This window comes from Pseudomonas sp. OTU5201, assembly GCF_038440135.1.
In the GTDB taxonomy this organism is placed as follows: Bacteria; Pseudomonadota; Gammaproteobacteria; order Pseudomonadales; family Pseudomonadaceae; genus Metapseudomonas; species Metapseudomonas resinovorans.
The window spans coordinates 1-23423 of record NZ_JASATC010000007.1 but is presented as its reverse complement, the minus strand read 5'-3'; the positions used below and the strand labels follow the sequence as shown (position 1 = coordinate 23423).

Genomic DNA, 23423 nt, shown 5'->3' with positions numbered 1-23423 from the left:
CGAGTTGTACGATGACACTCATCCTCAGGATCTCTAGTCGCCACCAGAAGTGAAAGGACGGACCCTGAGCGCTGCCCTTCGATACCAGGGCTACCTTGACGTTCGACTTCGAATGAGCGACCGGAATCCCCTCGCCGGGCAAGGGGAAAGGCACCGCCGGAGGCCGCTTCTGGGTTTACCGGTACTGATCGAGCCGGTTTCAGGGTTTGCGAGAACTCCATTGCCACCAGGCCTCGACCAAGAAGGTCAGGGCCGTACTCCCAATGCCTGATTCATCGGTTCACTCCCACCTGGCTGTCCTTGAGCAGTCGCTCGCTGAGCGACAGACGACCAGCTACAGACGACAAACGACATCTTATAAAGCAAGAAATCATGCGCATAGGCGCTAGGCTGAAGTAACAAATCATCGGCCACCCGCGGCCAACAGTTAAACCTGGTTGTCAGGAAATTTGACCTGCCATGCCCTTAACGCCAACTACTTCGCCAATTCCCGCCCAAAAATCATTTCGCAATGATATCAATGGACTACGGGCTTGGGCTGTAATTGCCGTGCTGCTATACCACTTCGACGTTCCGGGATTCTCCGGCGGCTTCATTGGCGTCGACGTATTCTTTGTGATCTCCGGCTTCCTGATGACGCAGATCATCATTTCCGGCATGGACAAACAGAGCTTCTCCATTTGGAAATTCTACATTGCGCGCGCCAACCGAATCATTCCTGCCCTGCTGGTCCTTTGCATTACCCTGTTGATCCTGGGTTGGTTTTGGCTTCCGACGGTTGATTACCGGAAGCTCGGAACTCACGCGGCAACCGCCATTGTCTTCCTGTCCAATATAAAGTTCTGGAGTGAATCAGGTTATTTTGATTCGGAATCCCATGACAAATGGCTACTGCATACATGGTCCCTGTCGGTCGAATGGCAGTTTTATATTCTTCTGCCATTGGCGATAGTGATCATCTGGCGCCTATTCGGCAAGCAATGGGTCAAGTGGGCCATGCTCGGTGTCGGGGGAATTTCATTCGCATACTCTATCTATCTCACGCATCACGCCCAAGGAGCGGCCTTTTATTTACTTCCCGCTCGAGCCTGGGAAATGCTGGCCGGTGGAATGGTCTGGTGGGTTACCCGTCAACGTACCTTCCATGCACGACAAGCCCAAGCAATGGAACTCACTGGCCTGGCCATGATCGTACTCTCCATCGAGCTATTTGATGCAGAAACCGCCTGGCCCGGTGGATATGCTGCGTTACCCGCGATAGGTGCAATGCTGACACTGGCAGCCAGCCGTCGTAACTCGCCATTCACGACCAACGTTATCACCCAAAGGCTGGGCAACAGTTCCTACTCGATTTATCTATGGCACTGGCCAGTGGTGGTCCTCTTCACTTACGCAGGGGTTCAACACGAAAGCCACTGGATCGCAGCCGGATTATTAATCAGCGTCGCGCTAGGCGAACTTTCTTATCACTGGATTGAAAATCCAACTCGAAAATGGTCAAGCAACTTCGTCCTGAAGAACAACATCGCAATACTTGGAGCATCCGTGATTGCAACCGGATGCATTGCCGTCGGCGTTCGCTATCAAAACCTTGAAAGTCGCATCCAGAACAATATTGAAACCGCAGCAAACGAATCGCTTAACGTAAAGCCACGGCGCGATCAATGCCTTACCAAAGGCGGAGTCGAATCAAGATCGTGCATCTATGGAGGAAAGCATGTAAGGGCCATCGTCATGGGTGATAGCCATGCGGATGCGATAACAACCTCGGTTCAGGCGGCCTTGTATAACGAAGACGAAGGCATCGTAGACTGGAGCTATGTCAGCTGCCCAACAATAAGTGGCATTCATATCATCCCCCAGGACACCGACAGCCGTGAAGACTGCCACGGCTTCAATGAATGGGCGATTTCAAACCTAAGGAAATACAGCAAAAACATCCCACTTATCATCGTAAACAGGACTTCGGCCTACGCCTTTGGCGACCACAACCCCGATCGACGCACAAACAAGCTACTAGCCTATTTCTCTAAGATCCATGACACGCCAACCAAGGAGTATCTTGACGAATTCAAGGAACGACTTATAGAAACCGCTTGCAGCATTGCAAAGGAACGCCCTGTATACCTGGTGCGCCCATTCCCGGAAATGATGGTCAACGTACCAAAAACAATTTCTCGCTCTTTGCTATTTGGCAAGCCCGAGGAGGTTTCGATCTCCATTGACGAGTATCACAAAAGGCACGCCTTTGTGTGGAGTGCTCAAGACGAGGCTGCCCGGCGCTGTGACGTCAAGATCCTGGACCCTTTACCCTACCTCTGTAGTGAAGGGCGCTGCCAGGGAAGCAAGAACGGCCGTCCACTTTATTACGATGATGACCACCTGAGTGAGTATGGCAACAAGCTGTTAACACCCATGTTCAGGCAGGTGTTCACATCGAATGCACCGCCATCGGAAGACATGGCACGAAGGCCTCCCGCTCCGAACAATGGCTCATAGCGTCATATCAATGGGGGCAATGCCCTTTCCTGAACACTCATACCCCATTCACGCATCGCACACAGGACCTGGCTGCAGCCCTGCACAGATCGCCCGGCCGAGTTACCGTTGCCAGGTACTGATCATCGGAGCACGGGTTTGAGTGCGCAGAAACGCGAAACCCCCGCAGTGCGGGGGTTTCAGCCTAAACCTCAGGAAAAAATCCCGGGTAGGGTCAGAACGGGATGTCGTCGTCGAAGCTGTCGTAGTCCGGCGCCGGCTGGGCAGCGGGCTGCGGAGCCGGGCGCTGCTGCGGGGCGGACTGCTGCGGCTCGCGCTGCGGGCGCGGAGCACGCGGGGCGTCGCCTTCGCTGCCGGGACGGCCGCCGAGCAACTGCATCTGGCCGTTGATGTCGACCACGATCTCGGTGGTGTAACGCTTCACGCCGTCCTTTTCCCACTCGCGGGTGCGCAGGGAACCTTCGACGTAGACTTGCGAGCCCTTGCGCAGGTACTCACCGGCGATCTCGGCGAGACGGCCGAAGAACACCACGCGGTGCCACTCGGTACGCTCCTGCTGCTGGCCGGTCTGCTTGTCCTTCCAGGACTCGCTGGTGGCCAGGGTGACGTTGGTCACCGCGTTGCCGTTGGGCAAGTAGCGGGTTTCCGGATCACCACCGACGTTACCAACCAGAATGACTTTGTTAACCCCACGGGCCATGACGTTCTCCTAGGCTTCAGCACGTTCCGGGGCCGATTCGATCAGGCGCTCCAGGGACGTGCGGTCCAGTTTTTCAGAATCCACTTTGATGTAAATGGCCGCCTCTTCGGCCACCACGACGGCATCTGCCACTCCGGGCAGAGCCAGCAAACGCGCAACCAGCCCGGTATCGGCCACGGCCGCTGCACTGAGCGGCAGGCGCAGGCTGGTCACGTACGGAGGTTCACGCATAGTAACAGCAATGGCCAGCCAAATCGCACAGACCACCGCACAGCCGACGAACACCGTCGACAGCCCGCCATGTTGGAACAACCAGCCACCGAGGATGCCGCCGATCGCCGCGCCAAGGAACTGGCTGGTCGAATAGACGCCCATCGCGGTGCCCTTGCCGCCGGCCGGGGCGACCTTGCTGATCAGCGACGGCAGCGACGCTTCCAGCAGGTTGAAGGCGGTGAAGAAGACGATGGCGCCAAAGACCAGGGCGCGCAGGCTGTTACCGAACTGCCAGAAGAACAGCTCGCAGGCGCAGAGCACGGCGACCGCACCGACCAGGACGTTCTTCATCTGGCGCTTCTTCTCGCCATAGATGATGAAAGGCACCATGCCGAAGAAGCCCACAAGCAACGCAGTGAGGTAGACCCACCAGTGTTCGTCCCTGGGCAGGCCGGCCTTTTCAACCAGCGCCAGCGGCAGGGCAACGAAGCTGGCCATCAGGATGGCGTGCAGAGCGAGGATGCCGAAGTCAAGCCGCAGCAGGTCAGGATGCTTCAGGGTGGGCAGCAATGCCTGGCCCGCCACGCCGGATTCGCGGTGCTGCAACGGGTGCGCGGCACGCGGAACCATGGTGGCAACAATCACGATCCCGAACAGCGCCATGATGGCCGTGGCCCAGAACAACCCGGACAGGCCAAAAGCGCGTGTCAGCAGCGGACCGACCACCATGGCAACGGCGAAGGACACGCCGATGCTCATGCCGATCATGGCCATCGCTTTGGTGCGGTGCTGTTCGCGGGTGAGGTCGGAGAGCAGCGCCATGACCGCCGCGGAGATGGCGCCAGCCCCCTGCAGTACACGTCCGGCGATCACACCCCAGATGGAGTCGGCATTGGCTGCCACGACGGCGCCGGCGGCGAAGATCAGCAGACCGATATAGATCACCGGCAGGCGACCGATACGGTCGGAAATAACGCCGAAGGGTATCTGCAGCACTGCCTGGGTCAGGCCGTAGGCACCGATGGCCAGGCCGATCAGGGCCGGAGTGGCGCCGGCGAGGTCCTGACCGTAGGTGGCCAGCACCGGCAATACCATGAACATGCCGAGCATGCGGAAGGCGAACACCAGGGCCAGGCCGCTGGCCGCGCGCGTTTCGCTGCCGCTCATACGTTCAGAGTGGGAATCGTGCATAGGTGCCTCAGGGAATAACGATCGGGGCCTGCGTCATGCACCCCTGCCTGGCTGACCACCCGGTCCTGGGTGCCCGGCTGCCGCCGGAGCCCGAAAAATGCCGCGCATTCTAGCAGTCCCCGCGGATTGCGACACGCTTGTGACGCTTTGCCGCGCTCCCTTGGCGGGCCGTATAATCGGCGGTTTCCGACCGCCAAGTGAGGCCGTTGTGGACAAGATCCTGATCCGTGGGGCACGTACCCATAACCTGAAGAACGTCGACCTCACCCTGCCCCGCGACAAGCTGATCGTGATTACCGGCCTGTCCGGCTCCGGCAAGTCGTCGCTGGCTTTCGACACGCTCTATGCCGAAGGCCAGCGCCGTTATGTGGAGTCCTTGTCGGCATACGCCCGACAGTTCCTGTCGATGATGGAAAAGCCCGATGTAGACACCATCGAAGGTCTCTCTCCGGCCATCTCCATCGAGCAGAAATCCACCTCCCACAACCCCCGTTCCACCGTCGGAACCATTACCGAAATCTACGACTACCTGCGCCTGCTTTATGCCCGCGTCGGCACGCCACGCTGCCCGGACCACGACGTGCCGCTGGAAGCACAGACCGTCAGCCAGATGGTCGACCAGGTCCTGGCCCTGCCGGAAGGCCGCAAGCTGATGCTGCTGGCACCGGTGATCCGCGAGCGCAAGGGCGAGCACCTGGCGGTGTTCGAAGAGCTGCGCGCCCAGGGCTTCGTCCGTGCTCGGGTGAACGGCCGACTCTATGAGCTGGATGAGCTACCCAAGCTGGACAAGCAGAAGAAGCATTCCATCGATGTGGTGGTGGACCGCTTCAAGGTCCGTGAAGACCTGCAGCAGCGCCTGGCGGAATCCTTCGAGACGGCCATTAACCTGGCAGACGGCATCGCCCTGGTGGCGCCCATGGATGATGAAGTAGGCGATGAGATCATTTTCTCTGCGCGCTTCGCCTGCCCCCATTGCGGGCACTCGATCAGCGAGCTCGAGCCCAAGCTGTTCTCCTTCAACAACCCGGCCGGCGCCTGCCCCACCTGCGACGGCCTCGGGGTGAAGCAGTTCTTCGACGCCAAGCGCCTGGTCAACGGCGAGCTGACCCTCGCCGAAGGCGCCATTCGCGGCTGGGACCGTCGCAACGTCTACTACTTCCAGATGCTCGGCTCCCTGGCCTCGCACTATGGGTTCAGCCTGGAGAAGCCCTTCGACGAACTCTCCGCCGAACACCAGAAAGCGATCCTCTTCGGCAGCGGCCGCGAGGATGTGGACTTCCGCTACCTCAATGACCGTGGCGACATCGTCAAGCGTTCCCATCCCTTCGAGGGGATCATCCCCAACCTGGAGCGCCGCTACCGCGAAACCGAATCGGCCACCGTGCGCGAAGAGCTGGCAAAGTTCCTCAGCACCCAGCCCTGCCCCGACTGTCGTGGTACCCGCCTGCGCCGCGAGGCGCGCCATGTGTGGGTAGGCGACAAAACCCTGCCGGCGGTTACCAGCCTGCCGGTGGGCGATGCCGCGGACTACTTCGGCGGATTGAGCCTGACCGGTCGGCGCGGCGAGATCGCCGAGAAAATTCTCAAGGAAATCCGCGAGCGCCTGCAATTCCTGGTCAACGTCGGCCTCGACTACCTGACCCTGGACCGCAGCGCCGACACCCTCTCAGGCGGTGAAGCCCAGCGTATCCGCCTGGCCAGCCAGATCGGCGCCGGCCTGGTGGGGGTGATGTACATCCTCGACGAACCTTCCATTGGCCTTCACCAACGGGACAATGAGCGCCTGCTGGCCACCCTCACTCACCTGCGCAACCTGGGCAACACGGTGATCGTGGTCGAACACGACGAAGACGCGATCCGCCTGGCCGACTATGTAGTGGACATTGGTCCGGGGGCCGGCGTACACGGCGGACAGATCGTCGCCGAAGGCACACCGGACGAAGTGATGGCCCATCCCGATTCGCTCACCGGCAAGTACCTGTCCGGCCGGGTGAAGATCGAAGTGCCGGCCAAGAGGACGCCTCGGGACAAGAAGAAGTCCCTCAAGTTGAAGGGCGCCAGCGGAAACAATCTGCAGCAGGTGAATCTGGAGATCCCTGTGGGCCTGCTGACCTGCGTCACCGGCGTATCCGGCTCCGGCAAGTCGACGCTGATCAACAACACCCTGTTCCCCATCACCGCCACCGCGCTGAATGGCGCTACCTCGCTGGAGGCCTCGACCCACGAGAGCTTCGACGGCCTGCAGCACCTCGACAAGGTGGTGGACATCGATCAGAGCCCCATTGGTCGCACGCCGCGTTCTAACCCCGCGACCTACACCGGACTGTTCACACCGATCCGTGAACTGTTTGCCGGTGTACCGGAGTCCCGCTCCCGCGGCTATGGCCCGGGGCGCTTCTCCTTCAACGTAAAGGGCGGCCGCTGCGAAGCCTGCCAGGGCGACGGCGTGATCAAGGTGGAGATGCACTTCCTGCCAGACATCTACGTCCCCTGCGACGTCTGCAAGGGCAAGCGCTACAACCGCGAGACCCTGGAGATCCGCTACAAGGGCAAGAGCATCCACGAAGTGCTGGAGATGACCATCGAAGAAGCTCGCGAGTTCTTCGACGCGGTTCCCGCCATCGCCCGCAAACTGCAGACCTTGATGGACGTGGGCCTGTCCTACATCCGCCTGGGGCAGTCGGCGACGACCCTCTCGGGCGGCGAGGCACAGCGAGTGAAGCTGTCCCGCGAGCTCTCCAAGCGTGATACCGGCAAGACGCTGTACATTCTCGACGAGCCCACAACGGGTCTCCACTTCGCGGACATCCAGCAGTTGCTGGACGTACTGCACCGCCTGCGCGATCACGGCAACACAGTAGTGGTCATCGAACACAATCTGGACGTAATCAAGACTGCGGACTGGCTAGTGGACTTGGGCCCGGAAGGCGGCTCCAAGGGTGGCCAGATCATTGCCACCGGTACCCCAGAGGAAGTCGCGGATATGCCTCAATCGCACACCGGGCGATTCCTCAAGCCTCTTCTGGAGCGCGATCGCGCCTGATCCATATGACGCATAAGAGAAAAGGCCGGGCATTGCTGCCCGGCCTTTTCTTTACAGGAAGCTGCGAGTTATCTGGCAGCTTCCAGCGCGGCACGCACACCGTTGCCGTAGTCCGGGTGCACCTTATCGAAGTGCGCTAACTGACGGTCAATGATGAACTGCGGAACCCCAGCCATGGACCCGGCGATGTTGCCGCACAGCCGCTGCTTCTGGCCTTCGTCGAACAGCAGGAACAACGCGCAGGGCTGGCTGTAGTCGTCGTTGCCTTCGCGATGGTCATAGCGATCGGCAGCGCCGTCGATAGCCAGCGGCGGCTCGGCGTACAACGCCGACTGAGCTGGACCACCGAAGGAATTCGGCTCGTAGTAGGCATCCGGCTTGGGGTTGTTGGCGAAGAAGCGCATTGCGCCGTCCTTGTGGTAGTGGTGCACCGGGCACTTCGGCGCATTCACCGGCAGCGCCTCATAGTGAGTGCCCAAGCGGTAGCGGTGCGCATCGGCATAGCTGAATACACGAGCCTGGAGCATCTTGTCCGGCGAGTGCACGATGCCGGGGACCAGGTTCGACGGCGAAAACGCGGCCTGCTCGATCTCGGCGAAGTAGCTATCCGGGTTGCGATTCAACTCTAGGATACCGACGTCGATCAACGGGAATTCACCGTGCGGCCAGACCTTGGTCAGGTCGAAGGGGTTTTAGCGGGCGTGCCGCGCCTGCTCCTCGGTGATGACCTGAACGCAGAAGCGCCATTTCGGGAATTCACCGTTCTCAATGCTGTAGAACATATCTTCCTGGGTGGTCTCGCGGCTACGGCCGACCACGTCCACAGCCTCGGCGTGCGTCCAGTGCTTGTGACCCTGCAGGGTCTTGAAGTGAAACTTGACCCAGAAGCGCTCGTTGGCAGCATTGATGAAGCTGTAGGTATGCGAACCGTAGCCATTAATGTGACGCACATCGGTAGGCAGACCACGATCGGGCATCAGGATGGTCACCTGGTGCAGGCTCTCCGGCGACAGCGACCAGAAATCCCAAGCCGCACTGTTGGAGCGCAGGTTGGTATTTGGATGGCGCTTCTGGGTATCGATGAAATCAGGGAACTTCAGTGGATCGCGGACGAAGAACACGGGCGTGTTGTTCCCGACAACGTCCCAGTTCCCATGCTCCGTGTAGAACTTCAGGGCGAACCCTCGCACGTCGTGCTCGGCGTCTGCAGCGCCAGGCTCACCGGCTACGGTTGAGAAGCGCGAGCACTTGGGTTTTCTTTCCGACCTCGGAGAAAACCGAAGCCTTGCTGTATCGGGTGATGTCGCTGGTGATAGTCAGAGTGCCATAGGCGCCCCAGCCCTTGGCGTGCACGACACGCTGCGGGATGCGCTCACGGTTGGTGGGCCAGCTTCTCGACCAGGTGGTAGTCCTGCAGTAACAACGGGCCGCGCGAACCGGCGCTGAGGGAATTCTGATTATCGCCAACCGGGCTGCCGGCAGTCGTAGTGAGGGTAGGCTTCTGGCTCATGTTACATCTCCATCTTGGGCTCTTCTGATACCGGGTCAACCGGACAAGAAGGAGTTTCAATTCAGCCAAATGAATCGTTGAATTTATTAAAGAAAGAGATTCGATAGAAAACACCTAACTGTTCAGGCATAAAAAAACCGGGCACTGAGCCCGGTTTTTCATGCAACGACCGACTTACTCGGCAGCAGCTTCGGCTTCACCAGCGACCGGACGGTCAACCAGCTCGACGTAAGCCATGGGAGCATTGTCGCCAGCGCGGAAACCGCACTTGAGGATGCGCAGGTAGCCGCCCTGACGGTTGGCGTAGCGCTTGCCCAGATCGTTGAACAGTTTGCCAACGATAGCTTTCGAACGAGTACGGTCGAAAGCCAGACGACGGTTGGCAACGCTGTCTTCCTTGGCCAGGGTGATCAGCGGCTCGGCAACGCGGCGCAGCTCCTTGGCTTTGGGCAGGGTGGTTTTGATCAGTTCGTGCTCGAACAGCGACACCGCCATGTTCTGGAACATGGCCTTGCGGTGTGCGCTGGTGCGGCTGAGGTGACGGCCACTTTTACGATGACGCATGGTTCAATTCCTTACCAAACTTCTACGTTCGGTGATTACGACGATCAGGCAGTCGCCTTGTCGTCCTTCTTGAGACTTGCCGGCGGCCAGTTGTCGAGGCGCATGCCGAGGGACAGACCACGGGAGGCCAGGACGTCCTTGATCTCGGTCAGGGACTTCTTGCCCAGGTTCGGAGTCTTCAACAGCTCTACTTCGGTGCGCTGAATCAGGTCGCCGATGTAGTAGATGTTCTCCGCCTTCAGGCAGTTGGCCGAACGTACGGTCAGCTCGAGGTCATCAACCGGACGAAGCAGGATCGGATCGATCTCGTCTTCCTGCTCGACCACTACCGGCTCGCTGTCGCCCTTGAGGTCGACGAACGCAGCCAGTTGGTGTTGCAGGATGGTCGCGGCACGACGGATGGCCTCTTCAGGGTCCAGGGTGCCGTTGGTTTCCAGATCGATGACCAGCTTGTCCAGGTTGGTGCGCTGCTCCACACGGGCGTTTTCAACCACGTAGGCAACACGGCGGACGGGGCTGAACGAGGCGTCGAGCTGCAGACGACCAATGCTGCGGCTCTCGTCTTCGTCGCTCTGGCGCGCGTCGGCAGGCTCATAGCCACGACCGCGAGACACCTTAAGCTTCATGTTCAGGACGCCGTTATCCGCCAGGTTGGCGATCACGTGGTCGCCGTTGACGATTTCGACATCATGATCCAGCTGAATATCGGCAGCAGTGACCACGCCCGAGCCTTTCTTCGAAAGGCTCAGCGTTACTTCGTCGCGGCCGTGCAGCTTGATAGCCAGACCTTTGAGGTTCAGAAGGATCTCGATGACATCTTCCTGAACACCCTCGATGGCGCTGTACTCATGGAGTACGCCGTCGATTTCGGCCTCGACTACTGCACAGCCAGGCATGGAGGACAACAGGATGCGACGCAGCGCGTTGCCCAGGGTATGGCCGAAACCACGCTCGAGAGGCTCGAGCGTGATCTTGGCGCGGGTCGGACTGACCACCTGCACATCAATGTGGCGGGGGGTCAGGAACTCATTTACCGAACTCTGCATGGATGCACCTATTTTCTAGCCCTTACTTGGAGTAGAGCTCGACAATCAGGTTTTCGTTGATGTCGGCGGACAGATCGCTGCGAGCCGGCACGCTCTTGAACACACCGGACTTCTTCTCTGCGTCGACCTCAACCCACTCCACACGGCCGCGCTGGCCGCACAGTTCGAGGGCTTGGACGATACGCAGTTGGTTCTTCGACTTCTCGCGAACGGCAACCACGTCACCAGCTTTGACCTGGTAGGACGGAACGTTCACGGTCTGACCGTTTACGCTGATGGCCTTGTGGGAAACCAGCTGACGGGACTCGGAACGAGTAGCGCCGAAGCCCATGCGATACACGACGTTGTCCAGACGGCACTCGAGGAGTTGCAGCAGGTTCTCGCCGGTAGCGCCTTTACGGGCAGCAGCTTCTTTGTAGTAGTTACCGAACTGACGCTCCAGGACACCGTAGATACGGCGCACTTTCTGCTTTTCACGCAGTTGGGTGCCGTAGTCGGACAGACGACCACGACGGGCGCCATGCTGACCGGGAGCGGATTCGATGTTGCACTTGGATTCGAGCGCGCGAGCACCACTCTTCAGGAAGAGGTCGGTACCTTCACGACGGGACAGTTTGCACTTGGGACCAATGTAACGAGCCATTTCTCACTGTCTCCTATTACACGCGACGCTTCTTCGGCGGACGGCACCCGTTATGCGGGATAGGCGTCACGTCGGTGATGCTGGCGATCTTGTAGCCGCAGGCGTTCAGAGCACGCACAGCGGATTCGCGACCCGGACCCGGGCCCTTGACGTTCACGTCGAGGTTCTTCAGGCCGTATTCCAGAGCAGCTTGACCAGCGCGCTCTGCTGCAACTTGCGCAGCGAACGGGGTGCTCTTACGGGAACCGCGGAAACCGGAACCACCGGAGGTAGCCCAGGACAGGGCGTTACCCTGACGGTCGGTAATGGTCACGATGGTGTTGTTGAAAGAAGCGTGGATATGGGCGATCCCATCCACCACTGTCTTTTTGACTTTTTTACGAGGACGAGCAGCAGGCTTAGCCATGACTTAATTCCTGTCGATTCGCGGGCGCAATTACTTGCGGATCGGCTTACGCGGGCCCTTACGGGTACGCGCGTTGGTCTTGGTGCGCTGGCCATGAACAGGCAGACCGCGACGATGACGCAGACCGCGGTAGCAGCCCAGATCCATCAGACGCTTGATGTTCATGTTGATTTCGCGACGCAGATCACCTTCAGTGGTGAGCTTCGCGACTTCGCCACGCAGCTGTTCGATCTGCTCGTCAGAGAGATCCTTGATCTTTGCCGCCGGGTTAACGCCGGTGACAGCGCAGATGTTCTGCGCAGTGGTGCGACCAACACCGTAGATGTAGGTCAGCGAGATAACAGTGTGCTTGTTATCTGGAATGTTGACGCCTGCAATACGGGCCATTCAGTGAAACTCCAGTTGACAGCTACCTACGCCCCGGAAGCCAAGAAAAGGGCGCGAGATATTAGCGCTGTAAAAACAAATAATCAACCCGGCAGCGCACTAGCTGCCGGGCTCATAACGCGTGAATCACACTCAGCCTTGGCGCTGCTTGTGACGCGGTTCCGCGCTGCAGATCACGCGAACGATACCGTCGCGGCGGATGATCTTGCAGTTGCGGCACAGCTTTTTCACCGATGCACGAACTTTCATCAGTAACTCCTAGAACCTTACGGAACCGGGTCAGCGGAGCATTCCGCTGCCGTAGCCCTTCAGGTTGGCTTTCTTCATCAGGGATTCGTACTGGTGCGAAACGAGGTGGGATTGTACTTGGGCCATAAAGTCCATCACAACCACAACAACGATCAGCAACGAGGTCCCGCCAAGGTAGAACGGTACATTAGCTGCAACCACCAGGAATTGGGGCAGCAGGCAAACGGCCGTCATGTACAGAGCACCGAACATGGTCAAGCGGGTCAGTACGCCATCGATATAGCGCGCCGACTGCTCACCCGGACGGATGCCCGGAATAAAGGCACCGGACTTCTTCAGGTTCTCCGCCACGTCTTTCGGATTGAACATCAGTGCTGTGTAGAAGAAGCAGAAGAAAACAATCCCTGCACTAAACAGCAAAATGTTCAACGGCTGACCAGGAGCGATCGCCTGCGAGAGGTCTTGCAGCCAGCCCATGCTTTCAGACTGACCGAACCAGGCTCCCAGCGAGGCCGGGAAAAGCAGGATGCTGCTGGCGAAGATAGCCGGAATGACGCCGGCCATGTTCACCTTCAGCGGCAGGTGGCTGGTCTGCGCAGCGAAAACCTTGCGGCCTTGCTGGCGCTTCGCGTAGTGCACCGCAATGCGACGCTGACCACGCTCAATGAACACCACGAAACCAATGATCGCTACTGCCAGCAAACCGATCGCAACCAGGGCAAAAATGTTGATATCACCCTGACGTGCAGACTCGAAAGACTGCCCGACTGCGCTCGGCAGACCGGCCACGATGCCAGCAAAAATCAGCATCGAGATACCGTTGCCAACACCGCGCTCAGTGATCTGCTCGCCAAGCCACATCATGAACATCGCACCAGCCACGAAGGTGGTGACAGCCACGAAGTAGAAGCCGAAATCAGTCGAGAAAGCGACGCCCTGACTGGCCAGGCCAACGGACATGCCGATGGCTTGGACCAGCGCCAGGACTACAGTGCCGTAGCGGGTGTACTGGCTGATCTTGCGACGGCCAGCTTCACCTTCCTTCTTCAACTGCTCCAGCTGCGGACTGATCGCGGTCATGAGCTGCATGATGATCGACGCCGAGATGTACGGCATGATCCCCAGTGCAAAAATACTCATGCGCTCCAGCGCGCCGCCGGAAAACATGTTGAACAGGCTAAGAATGGTCCCCTCGTTCTGCCGGAACAGCTCGGCCAGCCGGTCAGGGTTGATACCGGGCACTGGAATGTGCGCACCGATCCGGTAGACGATGATCGCCAGGAACAGGAAACGCAGTCGAGCCCAGAGCTCGGACAACCCGCCATTGCTGAGCGCGGAGAGAGCACCTTGCTTAGCCATTTAGTCCTCGAACTTACCGCCAGCTGCTTCGATAGCCGCACGCGCACCCTTGGTGGCAGCGATACCTTTCAGGGTGACCGCGCGAGTAACGTCGCCGGACAGCATGACTTTCACACGCTGTACGTTCTGGTTAATCACGTTGGCATCCTTCAGCGCCTGCAGAGTGATGACATCGCCCTCGACCTTGGCCAGCTCGGAAGTACGCACTTCTGCGCGATCCATGGCTTTCAGGGAAACGAAGCCAAACTTCGGCAGACGACGGTGCAGCGGCTGCTGACCGCCTTCAAAGCCCGGAGCAATGGTGCCACCGGAGCGAGAGGTCTGACCTTTGTGACCGCGGCCACCAGTCTTACCCAAACCGCTACCGATGCCACGGCCCGGACGGTGCTTTTCGCGACGGGCACCCGGCGCGGAACGCAGATCGTTCAGTTTCATGGATTAACCCTCGACACGCAGAAGGTAGTAAGCCTTGTTGATCATCCCGCGATTCTCAGGAGTGTCCTGAACTTCTACGGTGTGACCAATGCGACGCAGGCCGAGACCCTTGACGCAAGCCTTGTGGTTAGCCAGACGGCCGTTAACGCTCTTGATCAGCGTCACTTTAACAGTTGCCATGATTAGAGAATCTCCTCGACGCTCTTACCACGCTTGGCCGCAACGGACTCAGGGGACTGCATGTTCTTCAGACCCTTGAAGGTGGCGTAAACCACGTTCACCGGATTGGTGGAGCCGTAGCACTTGGCCAGAACGTTCTGCACACCGGCCACTTCCAGAACAGCACGCATGGCGCCGCCGGCGATGATACCGGTACCTTCGGAAGCCGGCTGCATGAACACCTTGGAAGCGCCATGGGCAGACTTGATCGGGTACTGCAGCGTGGTGCCGTTCAGATCAACCTGGATCATGTTGCGGCGAGCAGCTTCCATCGCTTTCTGGATGGCGGCCGGCACTTCGCGGGATTTGCCGCGACCGAAGCCAACACGACCTTTACCGTCACCGACCACGGTCAACGCGGTGAAGGTGAAGATACGACCACCTTTTACGGTCTTGGCAACGCGGTTAACTTGAACCAGCTTCTCGATGTAGCCTTCGTCGCGCTTTTGCTCGTTATTTGCCATAACTTAGAACTCCAGCCCGCCTTCACGAGCAGCATCAGCCAGCGCCTTGACGCGGCCGTGGTACTTGAAGCCAGAACGATCGAATGCCACCTGAGTGACGCCAGCGGCTTTCGCGCGCTCGGCAACCAGCTGACCAACCTTCTTGGCCGCGTCGACGTTGCCAGTGGCGCCGTCACGCAGTTCTTTGTCCAGGGTCGAGGCGCTGGCCAGGACCGTGGCGCCGTCGGCCGAAATGACCTGGGCGTAGATGTGCTGGGAAGAGCGGTACACGCAAAGGCGTACGGCAACCAGCTCGCGCATTTTCAGGCGTGCCTTGCGAGCGCGACGCAGACGAGTTTCTTTCTTTTCGCTCATTTGCTATGCCCTACTTCTTCTTAGCTTCTTTACGACGGACGACTTCGTCGGCGTAACGTACACCCTTGCCTTTGTAAGGCTCCGGCGGACGGAAGTCGCGGATCTCAGCGGCCACTTGACCGACCAGCTGCTTGTCGATGCCCTTGATCAGGATATCGGTCTGGCTGGGGGTTTCGGCGGTAATGCCTTGCGGCAGCTCATAGTCCACCGGATGCGAGAAGCCGAGAGCCAGGGACAGCGTTTGACCTTTGGCCTGAGCTTTGTAACCAACGCCGACCAGCTGGAGCTTGCGCTCGAAGCCTTGGCTGACGCCGATCACCATATTGTTAACCAACGCACGGGTGGTGCCGGCCATGGCGCGATTCTGCTGGTCACCGTTGCGAGCAGCGAAACGCAGCTCACCGGATTCCTCCAGGACTTCCACAGACGGATGCACTTTCAGTTCGAGAGCGCCCTTGGCACCCTTCACCGAGAGCTGCTGACCGGCGATCTTGACTTCAACGCCAGCGGGCAGCTTGACGGGGTTCTTAGCAACGCGAGACATGCTTTCAACCCCCCTTAGAACACAGTGCAAAGCACTTCGCCACCAACACCAGCAGCGCGAGCAGCACGATCAGTCATCACACCCTTGTTGGTGGAAACGATCGATACGCCCAGGCCGCCACGTACTTTCGGCAGCTGATCGACGGACTTGTACTGGCGCAGGCCAGGACGACTTACGCGCTTCAGCTCTTCAATGACCGGACGGCCTTCGAAGTACTTCAGCTCGATGGACAGCAACGGCTTGAGGTCGCTGCTGACTTGGTATCCCGTGATGTAACCTTCGCTCTTCAGAACGTTGGCCACTGCCACCTTCAGCTTGGAGGACGGCATGCTTACGACAGACTTTTCAGCCATCTGGGCATTACGGATACGAGTTAGCATGTCCGCTAACGGGTCCTGCATACTCATGGGCTAGATGCTCCTGATACAAAAAGTAATAGCCTTTCGGCTAGAGTCCACACGCGAACACTGGACGGACTGATGCCAGGCTCGGGCGAGCCGGACATTCTAGAGACACTCCAGAAACGAATCAAGCCCCAAAAGGGGCTTGATTCTCATGACCTGGTTTTGGCCGACCTAAGCCGACCTAACCGACGATCATTACCAGCTGGCTTTCACCAGGCCGGGCACATCACCGCGCATAGCAGCTTCACGCAGCTTGTTACGGCCGAGGCCGAACTTGCGGTAAACGCCGTGCGGACGACCGGTGATGCGGCAGCGGTTGCGCAGACGCGAGGCACTGGCGTCACGGGGCTGCTTCTGCAGCGCTACCTGGGCTTCCCAACGAGCTTCCGGAGTGGAGTTCGGGTTGGCAATGGTAGCTTTCAGCTCAGCGCGCTTCTTGGCGTACTTAGCAACCGTTTGCTGACGCTTCAGCTCGCGGTTTTTCATGCTCTGTTTGGCCATATTCCTACTCCAATCAGTTGCGGAACGGGAAGTTGAAGGCGCGCAGCAGGGCACGACCTTCTTCATCCGTACGGGCGGTGGTGGTCAGGGTGATGTCCAGACCGCGCAGCGCATCGATTTTGTCGTAATCGATTTCCGGGAAGATGATCTGCTCTTTCACACCCATGCTGTAGTTGCCACGACCGTCGAAGGACTTGGCATTCAGGCCGCGGAAGTCACGCACGCGCGGCAGGGAGATGGACAGCAGACGGTCCAGGAACTCGTACATGCGATCACGGCGAAGGGTTACCTTGACGCCGATCGGCCAACCTTCACGAACCTTGAAGCCTGCAATGGACTTACGGGCGTAGGTCACGACGGCCTTCTGGCCAGTGATCTTTTCCAGGTCAGCTACAGCGTTCTCGATGATTTTCTTGTCACCGATGGCTTCGCCCAGACCCATGTTCAAAGTGATCTTGGTGATGCGCGGAATTTCCATCACGTTCGCAAGCTGAAGTTGTTCCTTCAGCTTCGGCGCGATTTCTTTCCGGTAAATCTCTTTCAGTCGTGCCATGGTTATCTACCTAGCAGTTCTCAAGCATCAACCGGTTTTTGGGTCGACTTGAAGACACGAATTTTCTTACCGTCTTCAACCTTGAAACCAACGCGATCAGCCTTGTTGGTTTCGCCATTGAAGATGGCCACGTTGGAGAGGTGCAGCGGCGCCTCTCGCTCGACGATACCGCCCTGGACACCGGCCATGGGGTTAGGCTTGGTGTGGCGCTTGATCAGGTTTACACCGCTGACCAGCACACGGCTGTCGGCGAGAACCTTCAGCACCTTGCCACGCTTGCCCTTGTCCTTGCCGGCGATGACGATGATCTCGTCGTCACGACGAATCTTTTGCATGACGGCTTCTCCTTACAGCACTTCGGGGGCGAGCGAGACGATCTTCATGAACTTCTCGGAACGCAGTTCACGGGTCACGGGCCCGAAGATACGGGTGCCGATCGGCTCCTGCTTGTTGTTCAGCAGGACGGCGGCGTTGCCGTCGAAGCGGATGATCGAGCCGTCAGGGCGACGAACGCCATGCTTGGTACGAACCACAACAGCGGTCATTACCTGGCCTTTCTTCACCTTGCCACGCGGAATCGCTTCCTTCACGGTCACTTTGATGATGTCGCCGATGCCGGCGTAGCGACGGTGCGAACCACCAAGGACCTTGATGCACATAACGCGACGAGCACCGCTGTTGTCAGCGACGTCGAGCATGGATTGAGTCTGAATCATATCTTTCTCCGACCCTTAGTCCTTAGACTTCCACGGCACGTTCGACGACTTCCACCAGGGCCCAGGACTTGGTCTTGGCCAGCGGACGGGTCTCACGAATGGTGACCTTGTCGCCGATGCGGCACTGGTTGGTTTCGTCGTGGGCGTGCAGCTTGGTCGAACGCTTCACGTATTTACCGTAGATCGGGTGCTTTACGCGGCGCTCGATCAGAACGGTGATGGTCTTGTCCATCTTGTCGCTGACGACGCGGCCGGTCAGCGTACGGACGGTTTTCTGAGCTTCAGCCATGATTACTTACCTGCTTGCTGGTTGAGCACAGTTTTCACGCGAGCGATGTCGCGCTTCACTTGCGAGAGCAGGTGAGACTGCCCCAACTGGCCAGTTGCTTTCTGCATGCGCAGATTGAACTGGTCGCGCAGCAGGCCGAGCAGTTGCTCGTTCAGCTGCTGTACGGATTTTTCACGAAGTTCATTCGCTTTCATCACATCACCGTCCGCTTAACAAAGGAGGTGGCGAGCGGCAGCTTTGCAGCAGCCAGGGCGAATGCCTCACGCGCCAGCTCTTCGGAAACACCCTCGATCTCGTACAGGACCTTGCCCGGTTGAATCTGGGCTACCCAGTACTCGACGCCACCCTTACCTTTACCCATACGAACTTCGAGGGGCTTCTTGGTAACGGGTTTATCCGGGAACACACGGATCCAGATCTTGCCGCCACGCTTCACGTGACGGGTGAGGGCACGACGTGCAGCCTCGATCTGGCGGGCAGTGAGACGACCACGGCCAGTAGCCTTCAGCGCGAACTCGCCGAAGCTGACCTTGCTACCGCGCTGAGCCAGACCACGGTTGTGGCCGGTCATCTGCTTGCGGAACTTCGTACGCTTTGGTTGCAGCATTTGGCGTACCCCTTACTTAGCAGCTTTTTTACGAGGAGCGGGCGCTACCGGCTTCAGCTCTTCCTGGCGGCCACCAATGACCTCACCCTTGAAGATCCAAACCTTCACACCGATCACACCGTAGGTGGTGTGCGCTTCATAGGTTGCGTAGTCGATGTCGGCGCGCAGGGTGTGCAGAGGCACACGACCTTCGCGATACCACTCGGTACGGGCGATTTCAGCACCACCGAGACGACCACTCACCTGAATCTTGATGCCCTTGGCACCAATACGCATGGCGTTCTGTACAGCGCGCTTCATGGCGCGACGGAACATCACACGACGCTCCAGCTGCTGAGCTACGCTCTGCGCAACCAGCATACCGTCGAGCTCCGGCTTGCGGATCTCTTCGATGTTGATGTGCACAGGCACACCCATTTGCTTGGTCAGGTCCTGACGCAGCTTCTCAACATCTTCACCTTTCTTGCCGATCACGATGCCGGGACGAGCGGTGTGGATGGTGATGCGTGCGGTTTGAGCCGGACGATGAATATCGATACGGCTTACGGACGCGCTTTTTAGTTTGTCTTGGAGGTACTCGCGCACCTTCAGGTCAGCAAACAGATAATCGGCATAAGTGCGCTTATCTGCATACCAAACGGAGGTGTGCTCCTTGACGATACCCAGGCGAATGCCAGTGGGATGTACTTTCTGACCCATCTGATCGACTCCGTTACTTGTCCGCAACCTTGACAGTGATATGGCAAGACCGCTTGACGATGCGATCAGCACGGCCTTTGGCACGCGGCATGATGCGCTTCAGCGAACGCCCTTCGTTGACGAAAACGGTGGAAACCTTCAGGTCATCCACGTCTGCGCCTTCGTTGTGCTCAGCGTTGGCCACGGCCGACTCCAGCACTTTCTTCATGATTTCAGCGGCTTTCTTGCTGCTGAAAGTCAACAGGTTGAGCGCTTCGCCCACCTTCTTCCCGCGGATCTGGTCGGCGACCAAGCGGGCTTTCTGGGCGGAGATTCGAGCGCCCGACAGCTTAGCGGCTACTTCCATCGTTCCTTACCCCTTAACGCTTGGCTTTCTTGTCTGCAGCATGACCGCGATAGGTGCGGGTAGCAGCGAACTCGCCGAGTTTGTGGCCGACCATGTCCTCGTTCACGAGAACCGGGACGTGTTGACGACCGTTATGAACAGCAATGGTCAGGCCGACCATTTGCGGCAGTACGATGGAACGACGCGACCAGGTTTTCACCGGCTTGCGATCGTTCTTTTCCACCGCCACTTCGATCTTCTTCAGTAGGTGAAGATCGATAAAAGGACCTTTTTTCAGAGAACGCGGCACTGTCGTATCCTCAGTTATTTACGGCGACGGACGATCATGTTGTCGGTGCGCTTGTTCGCGCGGGTCTTCGCACCCTTGGTCGGGAAGCCCCACGGAGACACCGGATGACGGCCACCAGAGGTACGACCTTCACCACCACCATGCGGGTGGTCTACCGGGTTCATCGCCACGCCGCGAACGGTCGGGCGAACACCACGCCAGCGTTTGGCACCAGCTTTACCCAGCGAACGCAGGCTGTGCTCGGAGTTCGAGACTTCGCCCAGGGTCGCACGGCACTCAGCCAGGACTTTACGCATTTCGCCGGAGCGCAGACGCAGGGTTACGTAGGCGCCTTCACGAGCAACCAGCTGAACGGAAGCACCAGCGGAACGAGCGATTTGCGCGCCTTTGCCGGGCTTGAGTTCGATACCGTGAACGGTGCTACCAACCGGAATATTGCGCAGCGGCAGGGTGTTACCGGCCTTGATCGGTGCATTGACGCCGGAGATCAACTGGTCACCAGCACTCACACCTTTCGGTGCGATGATGTAGCGACGCTCGCCATCGGCGTACTTCAGCAGAGCGATGTGAGCAGTACGGTTCGGATCGTATTCAATACGCTCAACGGTGGCAGGAATGCCATCCTTGTTGCGACGGAAGTCGACCAGACGGTAGTGCTGCTTGTGACCACCACCAATATGGCGAGTGGTGATGCGGCCGTTGTTGTTACGACCACCGGACTTCGATTTTTTCTCGACCAGCGGTGCGTACGGAGCGCCTTTGTGCAGCTCCTGGTTGACCACCTTGACCACGAAACGGCGGCCAGCGGAGGTCGGCTTGCATTTAACGATTGCCATGATGCACCCCTTTACTCAGCGCTGCTGGCGAAATCGAGATCTTGGCCCGGCTGAAGAGCGATGTACGCCTTCTTCCAGTCGTTACGCTTGCCCAGACCACGAACGGTACGCTTGGTCTTGCCCTTCACATTAAGGGTGGTGACACGAGCGACTTTCACGCTGAACAGGCTTTCAACGGCCTTCTTGATTTCCAGCTTGGTTGCATCGGTGGCAACCTTGAAAACGAACTGGCCCTTGCTGTCTGCCAGCATGGTGGCCTTCTCGGAGACGTGCGGGCCAACCAGCACCTTGAATACGCGTTCCTGGTTCATGCCAGCAGCTCCTCGAATTTCTTCACGGCGGACACGGTGATAAGCACCTTGTCGTAGGCGATCAGGCTGACCGGATCGGAACCCTGAACGTCACGAACATCAACGTGCGGCAGGTTGCGAGCCGCCAGGTACAGATTCTGATCAACGGCTTCGGAAACGATCAGCACGTCGGTCAGACCCAGACCATTCAGCTTGCCCAGCAGAGCCTTGGTTTTCGGGGCCTCAACAGCAAAGTCCTCAACCACGATCAGACGGTCCTGACGAACCAGCTCAGCGAGGATGGAGCGCAGAGCAGCGCGGTACATCTTCTTGTTGAGCTTCTGGGAGTGATCCTGAGGCTTGGCAGCAAAGGTAGTGCCACCGGAGCGCCAGATGGGGCTGCGAATGGTACCAGCACGAGCACGACCAGTGCCCTTCTGACGCCACGGCTTTTTACCGCCACCGGAAACTTCGGAGCGGGTCTTCTGCGCGCGAGTGCCCTGACGGCCACCGGCCATGTAGGCAACAACGGCCTGGTGAACCAGGGTTTCGTTGAACTCACCGCCAAAAGTACGCTCGGAGACTTCGATAGCCTGAGCGCCATTTACATTCAGTTGCATCTCAGCTTCCCCTCTTAACCGCGAGCCTTGGCTGCCGGACGCACAACCACATCACCGCCGGTAGCGCCAGGAACGGCACCCTTAACCAGCAGCAGATTGCGTTCTGCATCGACACGCACAACTTCCAGGGACTGAACAGTCACACGCTCGGCACCGAGGTGACCGGACATCTTCTTGCCCTTGAAGACACGACCAGGAGTCTGGCACTGGCCAATAGAACCCGGGGCGCGGTGGGAAACGGAGTTACCGTGGGTATTGTCTTGACCACGGAAATTCCAGCGCTTGATGGTACCGGCATAGCCTTTACCTTTGGACTGACCGGTAACATCTACCAGCTGGCCAGCCTGGAAAAGCTCAGCAGTCAGTTGATCGCCAGCCTGGTACTCACCTTCTTCAAGGCGGAATTCCCAGACACCGCGACCAGCAGCTACGCTCGCCTTGGCGAAGTGACCGGCTTGCGCCTTGGTCACACGAGAGGCACGACGCTCACCGACAGTAACCTGCACGGCGCGATAGCCATCGCTCTCTTCGGATTTGAACTGGGTCACACGATTCGGCTCGATCTCAATGACCGTAACCGGAATGGAGACACCTTCTTCGGTGAAAATGCGGGTCATGCCGCACTTACGACCGACTACACCAATAGTCATGTTGTAAACCTCATGAGTGTACGGGGCTTTCACCCGCTATGGCCGCCCATTTCAGAGCGTTACACGACTAAAACCCGAGGGTTATTAGCCGAGGCTGATCTGCACTTCCACGCCTGCCGCAAGGTCGAGCTTCATCAGCGCATCGACGGTTTTATCCGTCGGCTGGACAATGTCCAGAACACGCTTGTGGGTACGAATTTCGTACTGATCACGCGCGTCTTTGTTGACGTGCGGGGAGATCAGAACGGTGTACCGCTCTTTGCGAGTAGGCAGAGGAATAGGACCACGCACCTGAGCACCAGTACGTTTCGCGGTTTCCACGATTTCCTGGGTGGATTGATCGATCAGGCGATGGTCAAAAGCCTTCAACCGAATACGGATTTGTTGGTTTTGCATTTTGACCTCAGACTCTATCTCTGCTATCCCCAACGGACGGACTACGCCCGTTAAAAGGAGGCGTGATTGTACGGATGCGCTGGGAGGGTGTCAACTTTTGACCAACCAAAAGAAAAGGGCCCCGAGGGGCCCTTCCTTTTGAGGCGGAGATCGTCGATTACTCGATGATCTTGGCCACAACACCGGCGCCTACGGTACGACCGCCTTCGCGGATCGCGAAGCGCAGGCCGTCTTCCATGGCGATCGGAGCGATCAGGGTGACAACCATCTTGATGTTGTCGCCCGGCATTACCATCTCTACGCCTTCCGGCAGTTCGCAGTTACCGGTCACGTCAGTGGTACGGAAGTAGAACTGCGGACGGTAGCCCTTGAAGAACGGGGTGTGACGACCACCTTCTTCC

General features: G+C 58.5%; 35 protein-coding genes and 1 pseudogene. 2 read left to right on the top strand and 34 right to left on the bottom strand.

Annotated features, from left to right (window positions below; translation table 11 throughout):
- Window positions 1-459: 459 nt before the first annotated feature.
- Window positions 460-2499 (top strand): acyltransferase family protein, encoded by a 2040-nt coding sequence (locus tag AAHM40_RS06220; RefSeq protein ID WP_342243866.1) that lies wholly within the window; start codon window positions 460-462, stop codon window positions 2497-2499.
- A gap of 214 nt (window positions 2500-2713) precedes the next feature.
- Here the strand turns inward: AAHM40_RS06220 and AAHM40_RS06215 are convergent, their stop codons facing one another.
- Complete coding sequence (locus AAHM40_RS06215) at window positions 2714-3199, bottom strand: single-stranded DNA-binding protein (RefSeq protein WP_044872677.1); 486 nt, start codon at window positions 3197-3199, stop codon at window positions 2714-2716.
- A gap of 9 nt (window positions 3200-3208) precedes the next feature.
- The gene (locus tag AAHM40_RS06210) at window positions 3209-4603 is read right to left on the bottom strand and encodes an MFS transporter (protein WP_342243865.1); all 1395 of its coding nucleotides are present in this window, start codon (window positions 4601-4603) and stop codon (window positions 3209-3211) included.
- Window positions 4604-4811: 208 nt separating this feature from the next.
- Here AAHM40_RS06210 and uvrA point away from each other — a divergent pair, with 208 nt between their 5' ends.
- The gene (gene uvrA, locus AAHM40_RS06205; protein ID WP_342243864.1) at window positions 4812-7646 is read left to right on the top strand and encodes an excinuclease ABC subunit UvrA; all 2835 of its coding nucleotides are present in this window, start codon (window positions 4812-4814) and stop codon (window positions 7644-7646) included.
- A 68-nt stretch (window positions 7647-7714) separates the two neighbouring features.
- Here the strand turns inward: uvrA and AAHM40_RS06200 are convergent, their stop codons facing one another.
- From AAHM40_RS06200 to AAHM40_RS06045, 32 genes and pseudogenes are all read right to left on the bottom strand, one after another.
- On the bottom strand, window positions 7715-8050 hold the full coding sequence (locus AAHM40_RS06200; protein ID WP_342243975.1) for a catalase-related domain-containing protein: 336 nt from the start codon (window positions 8048-8050) through the stop codon (window positions 7715-7717).
- Window positions 8051-8999 (bottom strand): annotated as a pseudogene (locus tag AAHM40_RS06195) (catalase); the annotation flags it as partial.
- A gap of 19 nt (window positions 9000-9018) precedes the next feature.
- Window positions 9019-9156 carry a catalase gene (locus tag AAHM40_RS06190; RefSeq protein ID WP_342243863.1) on the bottom strand — a complete coding sequence of 46 codons (138 nt, stop codon included), beginning with the start codon at window positions 9154-9156 and terminating at the stop codon, window positions 9019-9021.
- A gap of 174 nt (window positions 9157-9330) precedes the next feature.
- The gene (rplQ, locus tag AAHM40_RS06185; protein ID WP_342243862.1) at window positions 9331-9720 is read right to left on the bottom strand and encodes a 50S ribosomal protein L17; all 390 of its coding nucleotides are present in this window, start codon (window positions 9718-9720) and stop codon (window positions 9331-9333) included.
- Between the two features lie 44 nt (window positions 9721-9764).
- Window positions 9765-10766 carry a DNA-directed RNA polymerase subunit alpha gene (locus AAHM40_RS06180; protein WP_069081981.1) on the bottom strand — a complete coding sequence of 334 codons (1002 nt, stop codon included), beginning with the start codon at window positions 10764-10766 and terminating at the stop codon, window positions 9765-9767.
- 22 nt (window positions 10767-10788) lie between these two features.
- Window positions 10789-11409 carry a 30S ribosomal protein S4 gene (gene rpsD, locus AAHM40_RS06175; protein ID WP_028629275.1) on the bottom strand — a complete coding sequence of 207 codons (621 nt, stop codon included), beginning with the start codon at window positions 11407-11409 and terminating at the stop codon, window positions 10789-10791.
- Window positions 11410-11425: 16 nt separating this feature from the next.
- A complete protein-coding gene (rpsK, locus tag AAHM40_RS06170) occupies window positions 11426-11815 on the bottom strand; it encodes a 30S ribosomal protein S11 (protein ID WP_003093689.1) in 390 nt (129 codons plus the stop codon).
- 30 nt (window positions 11816-11845) lie between these two features.
- Entirely contained in the window at window positions 11846-12202 is a 357-nt protein-coding gene (gene rpsM, locus AAHM40_RS06165; RefSeq protein WP_028629276.1) for a 30S ribosomal protein S13, read from the bottom strand.
- A gap of 132 nt (window positions 12203-12334) precedes the next feature.
- Entirely contained in the window at window positions 12335-12451 is a 117-nt protein-coding gene (rpmJ, locus tag AAHM40_RS06160; protein ID WP_003093693.1) for a 50S ribosomal protein L36, read from the bottom strand.
- A gap of 30 nt (window positions 12452-12481) precedes the next feature.
- Window positions 12482-13810 carry a preprotein translocase subunit SecY gene (gene secY, locus AAHM40_RS06155; protein WP_280283622.1) on the bottom strand — a complete coding sequence of 443 codons (1329 nt, stop codon included), beginning with the start codon at window positions 13808-13810 and terminating at the stop codon, window positions 12482-12484.
- Window positions 13811-14245: a 50S ribosomal protein L15 gene (rplO, locus tag AAHM40_RS06150; RefSeq protein WP_151131578.1), complete on the bottom strand. Its 435-nt coding sequence runs from the start codon at window positions 14243-14245 to the stop codon at window positions 13811-13813.
- Between the two features lie 3 nt (window positions 14246-14248).
- A complete protein-coding gene (rpmD, locus tag AAHM40_RS06145) occupies window positions 14249-14425 on the bottom strand; it encodes a 50S ribosomal protein L30 (protein ID WP_016490545.1) in 177 nt (58 codons plus the stop codon).
- Between the two features lie 2 nt (window positions 14426-14427).
- Window positions 14428-14928 carry a 30S ribosomal protein S5 gene (rpsE, locus tag AAHM40_RS06140; RefSeq protein ID WP_028629279.1) on the bottom strand — a complete coding sequence of 167 codons (501 nt, stop codon included), beginning with the start codon at window positions 14926-14928 and terminating at the stop codon, window positions 14428-14430.
- 3 nt (window positions 14929-14931) lie between these two features.
- Window positions 14932-15282 (bottom strand): 50S ribosomal protein L18, encoded by a 351-nt coding sequence (gene rplR / locus AAHM40_RS06135; protein ID WP_028629280.1) that lies wholly within the window; start codon window positions 15280-15282, stop codon window positions 14932-14934.
- Window positions 15283-15292: 10 nt separating this feature from the next.
- Entirely contained in the window at window positions 15293-15826 is a 534-nt protein-coding gene (gene rplF / locus AAHM40_RS06130; protein WP_028629281.1) for a 50S ribosomal protein L6, read from the bottom strand.
- Between the two features lie 14 nt (window positions 15827-15840).
- The gene (gene rpsH / locus AAHM40_RS06125) at window positions 15841-16233 is read right to left on the bottom strand and encodes a 30S ribosomal protein S8 (RefSeq protein WP_028629282.1); all 393 of its coding nucleotides are present in this window, start codon (window positions 16231-16233) and stop codon (window positions 15841-15843) included.
- Between the two features lie 192 nt (window positions 16234-16425).
- Window positions 16426-16731 carry a 30S ribosomal protein S14 gene (gene rpsN, locus AAHM40_RS06120; protein ID WP_028629283.1) on the bottom strand — a complete coding sequence of 102 codons (306 nt, stop codon included), beginning with the start codon at window positions 16729-16731 and terminating at the stop codon, window positions 16426-16428.
- A 13-nt stretch (window positions 16732-16744) separates the two neighbouring features.
- On the bottom strand, window positions 16745-17284 hold the full coding sequence (gene rplE / locus AAHM40_RS06115) for a 50S ribosomal protein L5 (protein WP_028629284.1): 540 nt from the start codon (window positions 17282-17284) through the stop codon (window positions 16745-16747).
- Between the two features lie 20 nt (window positions 17285-17304).
- On the bottom strand, window positions 17305-17619 hold the full coding sequence (gene rplX, locus AAHM40_RS06110; protein WP_028629285.1) for a 50S ribosomal protein L24: 315 nt from the start codon (window positions 17617-17619) through the stop codon (window positions 17305-17307).
- A 12-nt stretch (window positions 17620-17631) separates the two neighbouring features.
- Complete coding sequence (gene rplN, locus AAHM40_RS06105) at window positions 17632-18000, bottom strand: 50S ribosomal protein L14 (RefSeq protein ID WP_003448734.1); 369 nt, start codon at window positions 17998-18000, stop codon at window positions 17632-17634.
- A gap of 22 nt (window positions 18001-18022) precedes the next feature.
- Window positions 18023-18289, bottom strand: a complete 267-nt coding sequence (rpsQ, locus tag AAHM40_RS06100; RefSeq protein WP_021219597.1) for a 30S ribosomal protein S17 — start codon at window positions 18287-18289, stop codon at window positions 18023-18025.
- 2 nt (window positions 18290-18291) lie between these two features.
- On the bottom strand, window positions 18292-18483 hold the full coding sequence (gene rpmC / locus AAHM40_RS06095) for a 50S ribosomal protein L29 (protein ID WP_016490538.1): 192 nt from the start codon (window positions 18481-18483) through the stop codon (window positions 18292-18294).
- On the bottom strand, window positions 18483-18896 hold the full coding sequence (rplP, locus tag AAHM40_RS06090; RefSeq protein ID WP_016490537.1) for a 50S ribosomal protein L16: 414 nt from the start codon (window positions 18894-18896) through the stop codon (window positions 18483-18485). Before rplP ends, rpmC begins: the two co-directional genes overlap by 1 nt.
- Before the next feature lie 12 nt (window positions 18897-18908).
- The gene (gene rpsC, locus AAHM40_RS06085) at window positions 18909-19595 is read right to left on the bottom strand and encodes a 30S ribosomal protein S3 (RefSeq protein ID WP_028629286.1); all 687 of its coding nucleotides are present in this window, start codon (window positions 19593-19595) and stop codon (window positions 18909-18911) included.
- Window positions 19596-19608: 13 nt separating this feature from the next.
- Window positions 19609-19941, bottom strand: coding sequence for a 50S ribosomal protein L22 (rplV, locus tag AAHM40_RS06080; protein WP_007161246.1), 333 nt, complete (start codon window positions 19939-19941; stop codon window positions 19609-19611).
- Between the two features lie 13 nt (window positions 19942-19954).
- On the bottom strand, window positions 19955-20230 hold the full coding sequence (gene rpsS, locus AAHM40_RS06075) for a 30S ribosomal protein S19 (protein WP_016490535.1): 276 nt from the start codon (window positions 20228-20230) through the stop codon (window positions 19955-19957).
- A gap of 14 nt (window positions 20231-20244) precedes the next feature.
- Window positions 20245-21066: a 50S ribosomal protein L2 gene (gene rplB, locus AAHM40_RS06070; protein WP_016490534.1), complete on the bottom strand. Its 822-nt coding sequence runs from the start codon at window positions 21064-21066 to the stop codon at window positions 20245-20247.
- A gap of 11 nt (window positions 21067-21077) precedes the next feature.
- On the bottom strand, window positions 21078-21377 hold the full coding sequence (gene rplW / locus AAHM40_RS06065; protein ID WP_028629287.1) for a 50S ribosomal protein L23: 300 nt from the start codon (window positions 21375-21377) through the stop codon (window positions 21078-21080).
- Window positions 21374-21976: a 50S ribosomal protein L4 gene (rplD, locus tag AAHM40_RS06060; RefSeq protein ID WP_342243861.1), complete on the bottom strand. Its 603-nt coding sequence runs from the start codon at window positions 21974-21976 to the stop codon at window positions 21374-21376. Before rplD ends, rplW begins: the two co-directional genes overlap by 4 nt.
- A gap of 14 nt (window positions 21977-21990) precedes the next feature.
- Window positions 21991-22626, bottom strand: coding sequence for a 50S ribosomal protein L3 (gene rplC / locus AAHM40_RS06055; protein ID WP_028629289.1), 636 nt, complete (start codon window positions 22624-22626; stop codon window positions 21991-21993).
- Between the two features lie 84 nt (window positions 22627-22710).
- On the bottom strand, window positions 22711-23022 hold the full coding sequence (gene rpsJ / locus AAHM40_RS06050; RefSeq protein ID WP_003243886.1) for a 30S ribosomal protein S10: 312 nt from the start codon (window positions 23020-23022) through the stop codon (window positions 22711-22713).
- Window positions 23023-23179: 157 nt separating this feature from the next.
- On the bottom strand, window positions 23180-23423 hold a 244-nt coding region (locus tag AAHM40_RS06045; RefSeq protein WP_033985347.1), incomplete at its 5' end, for an EF-Tu C-terminal domain-related protein.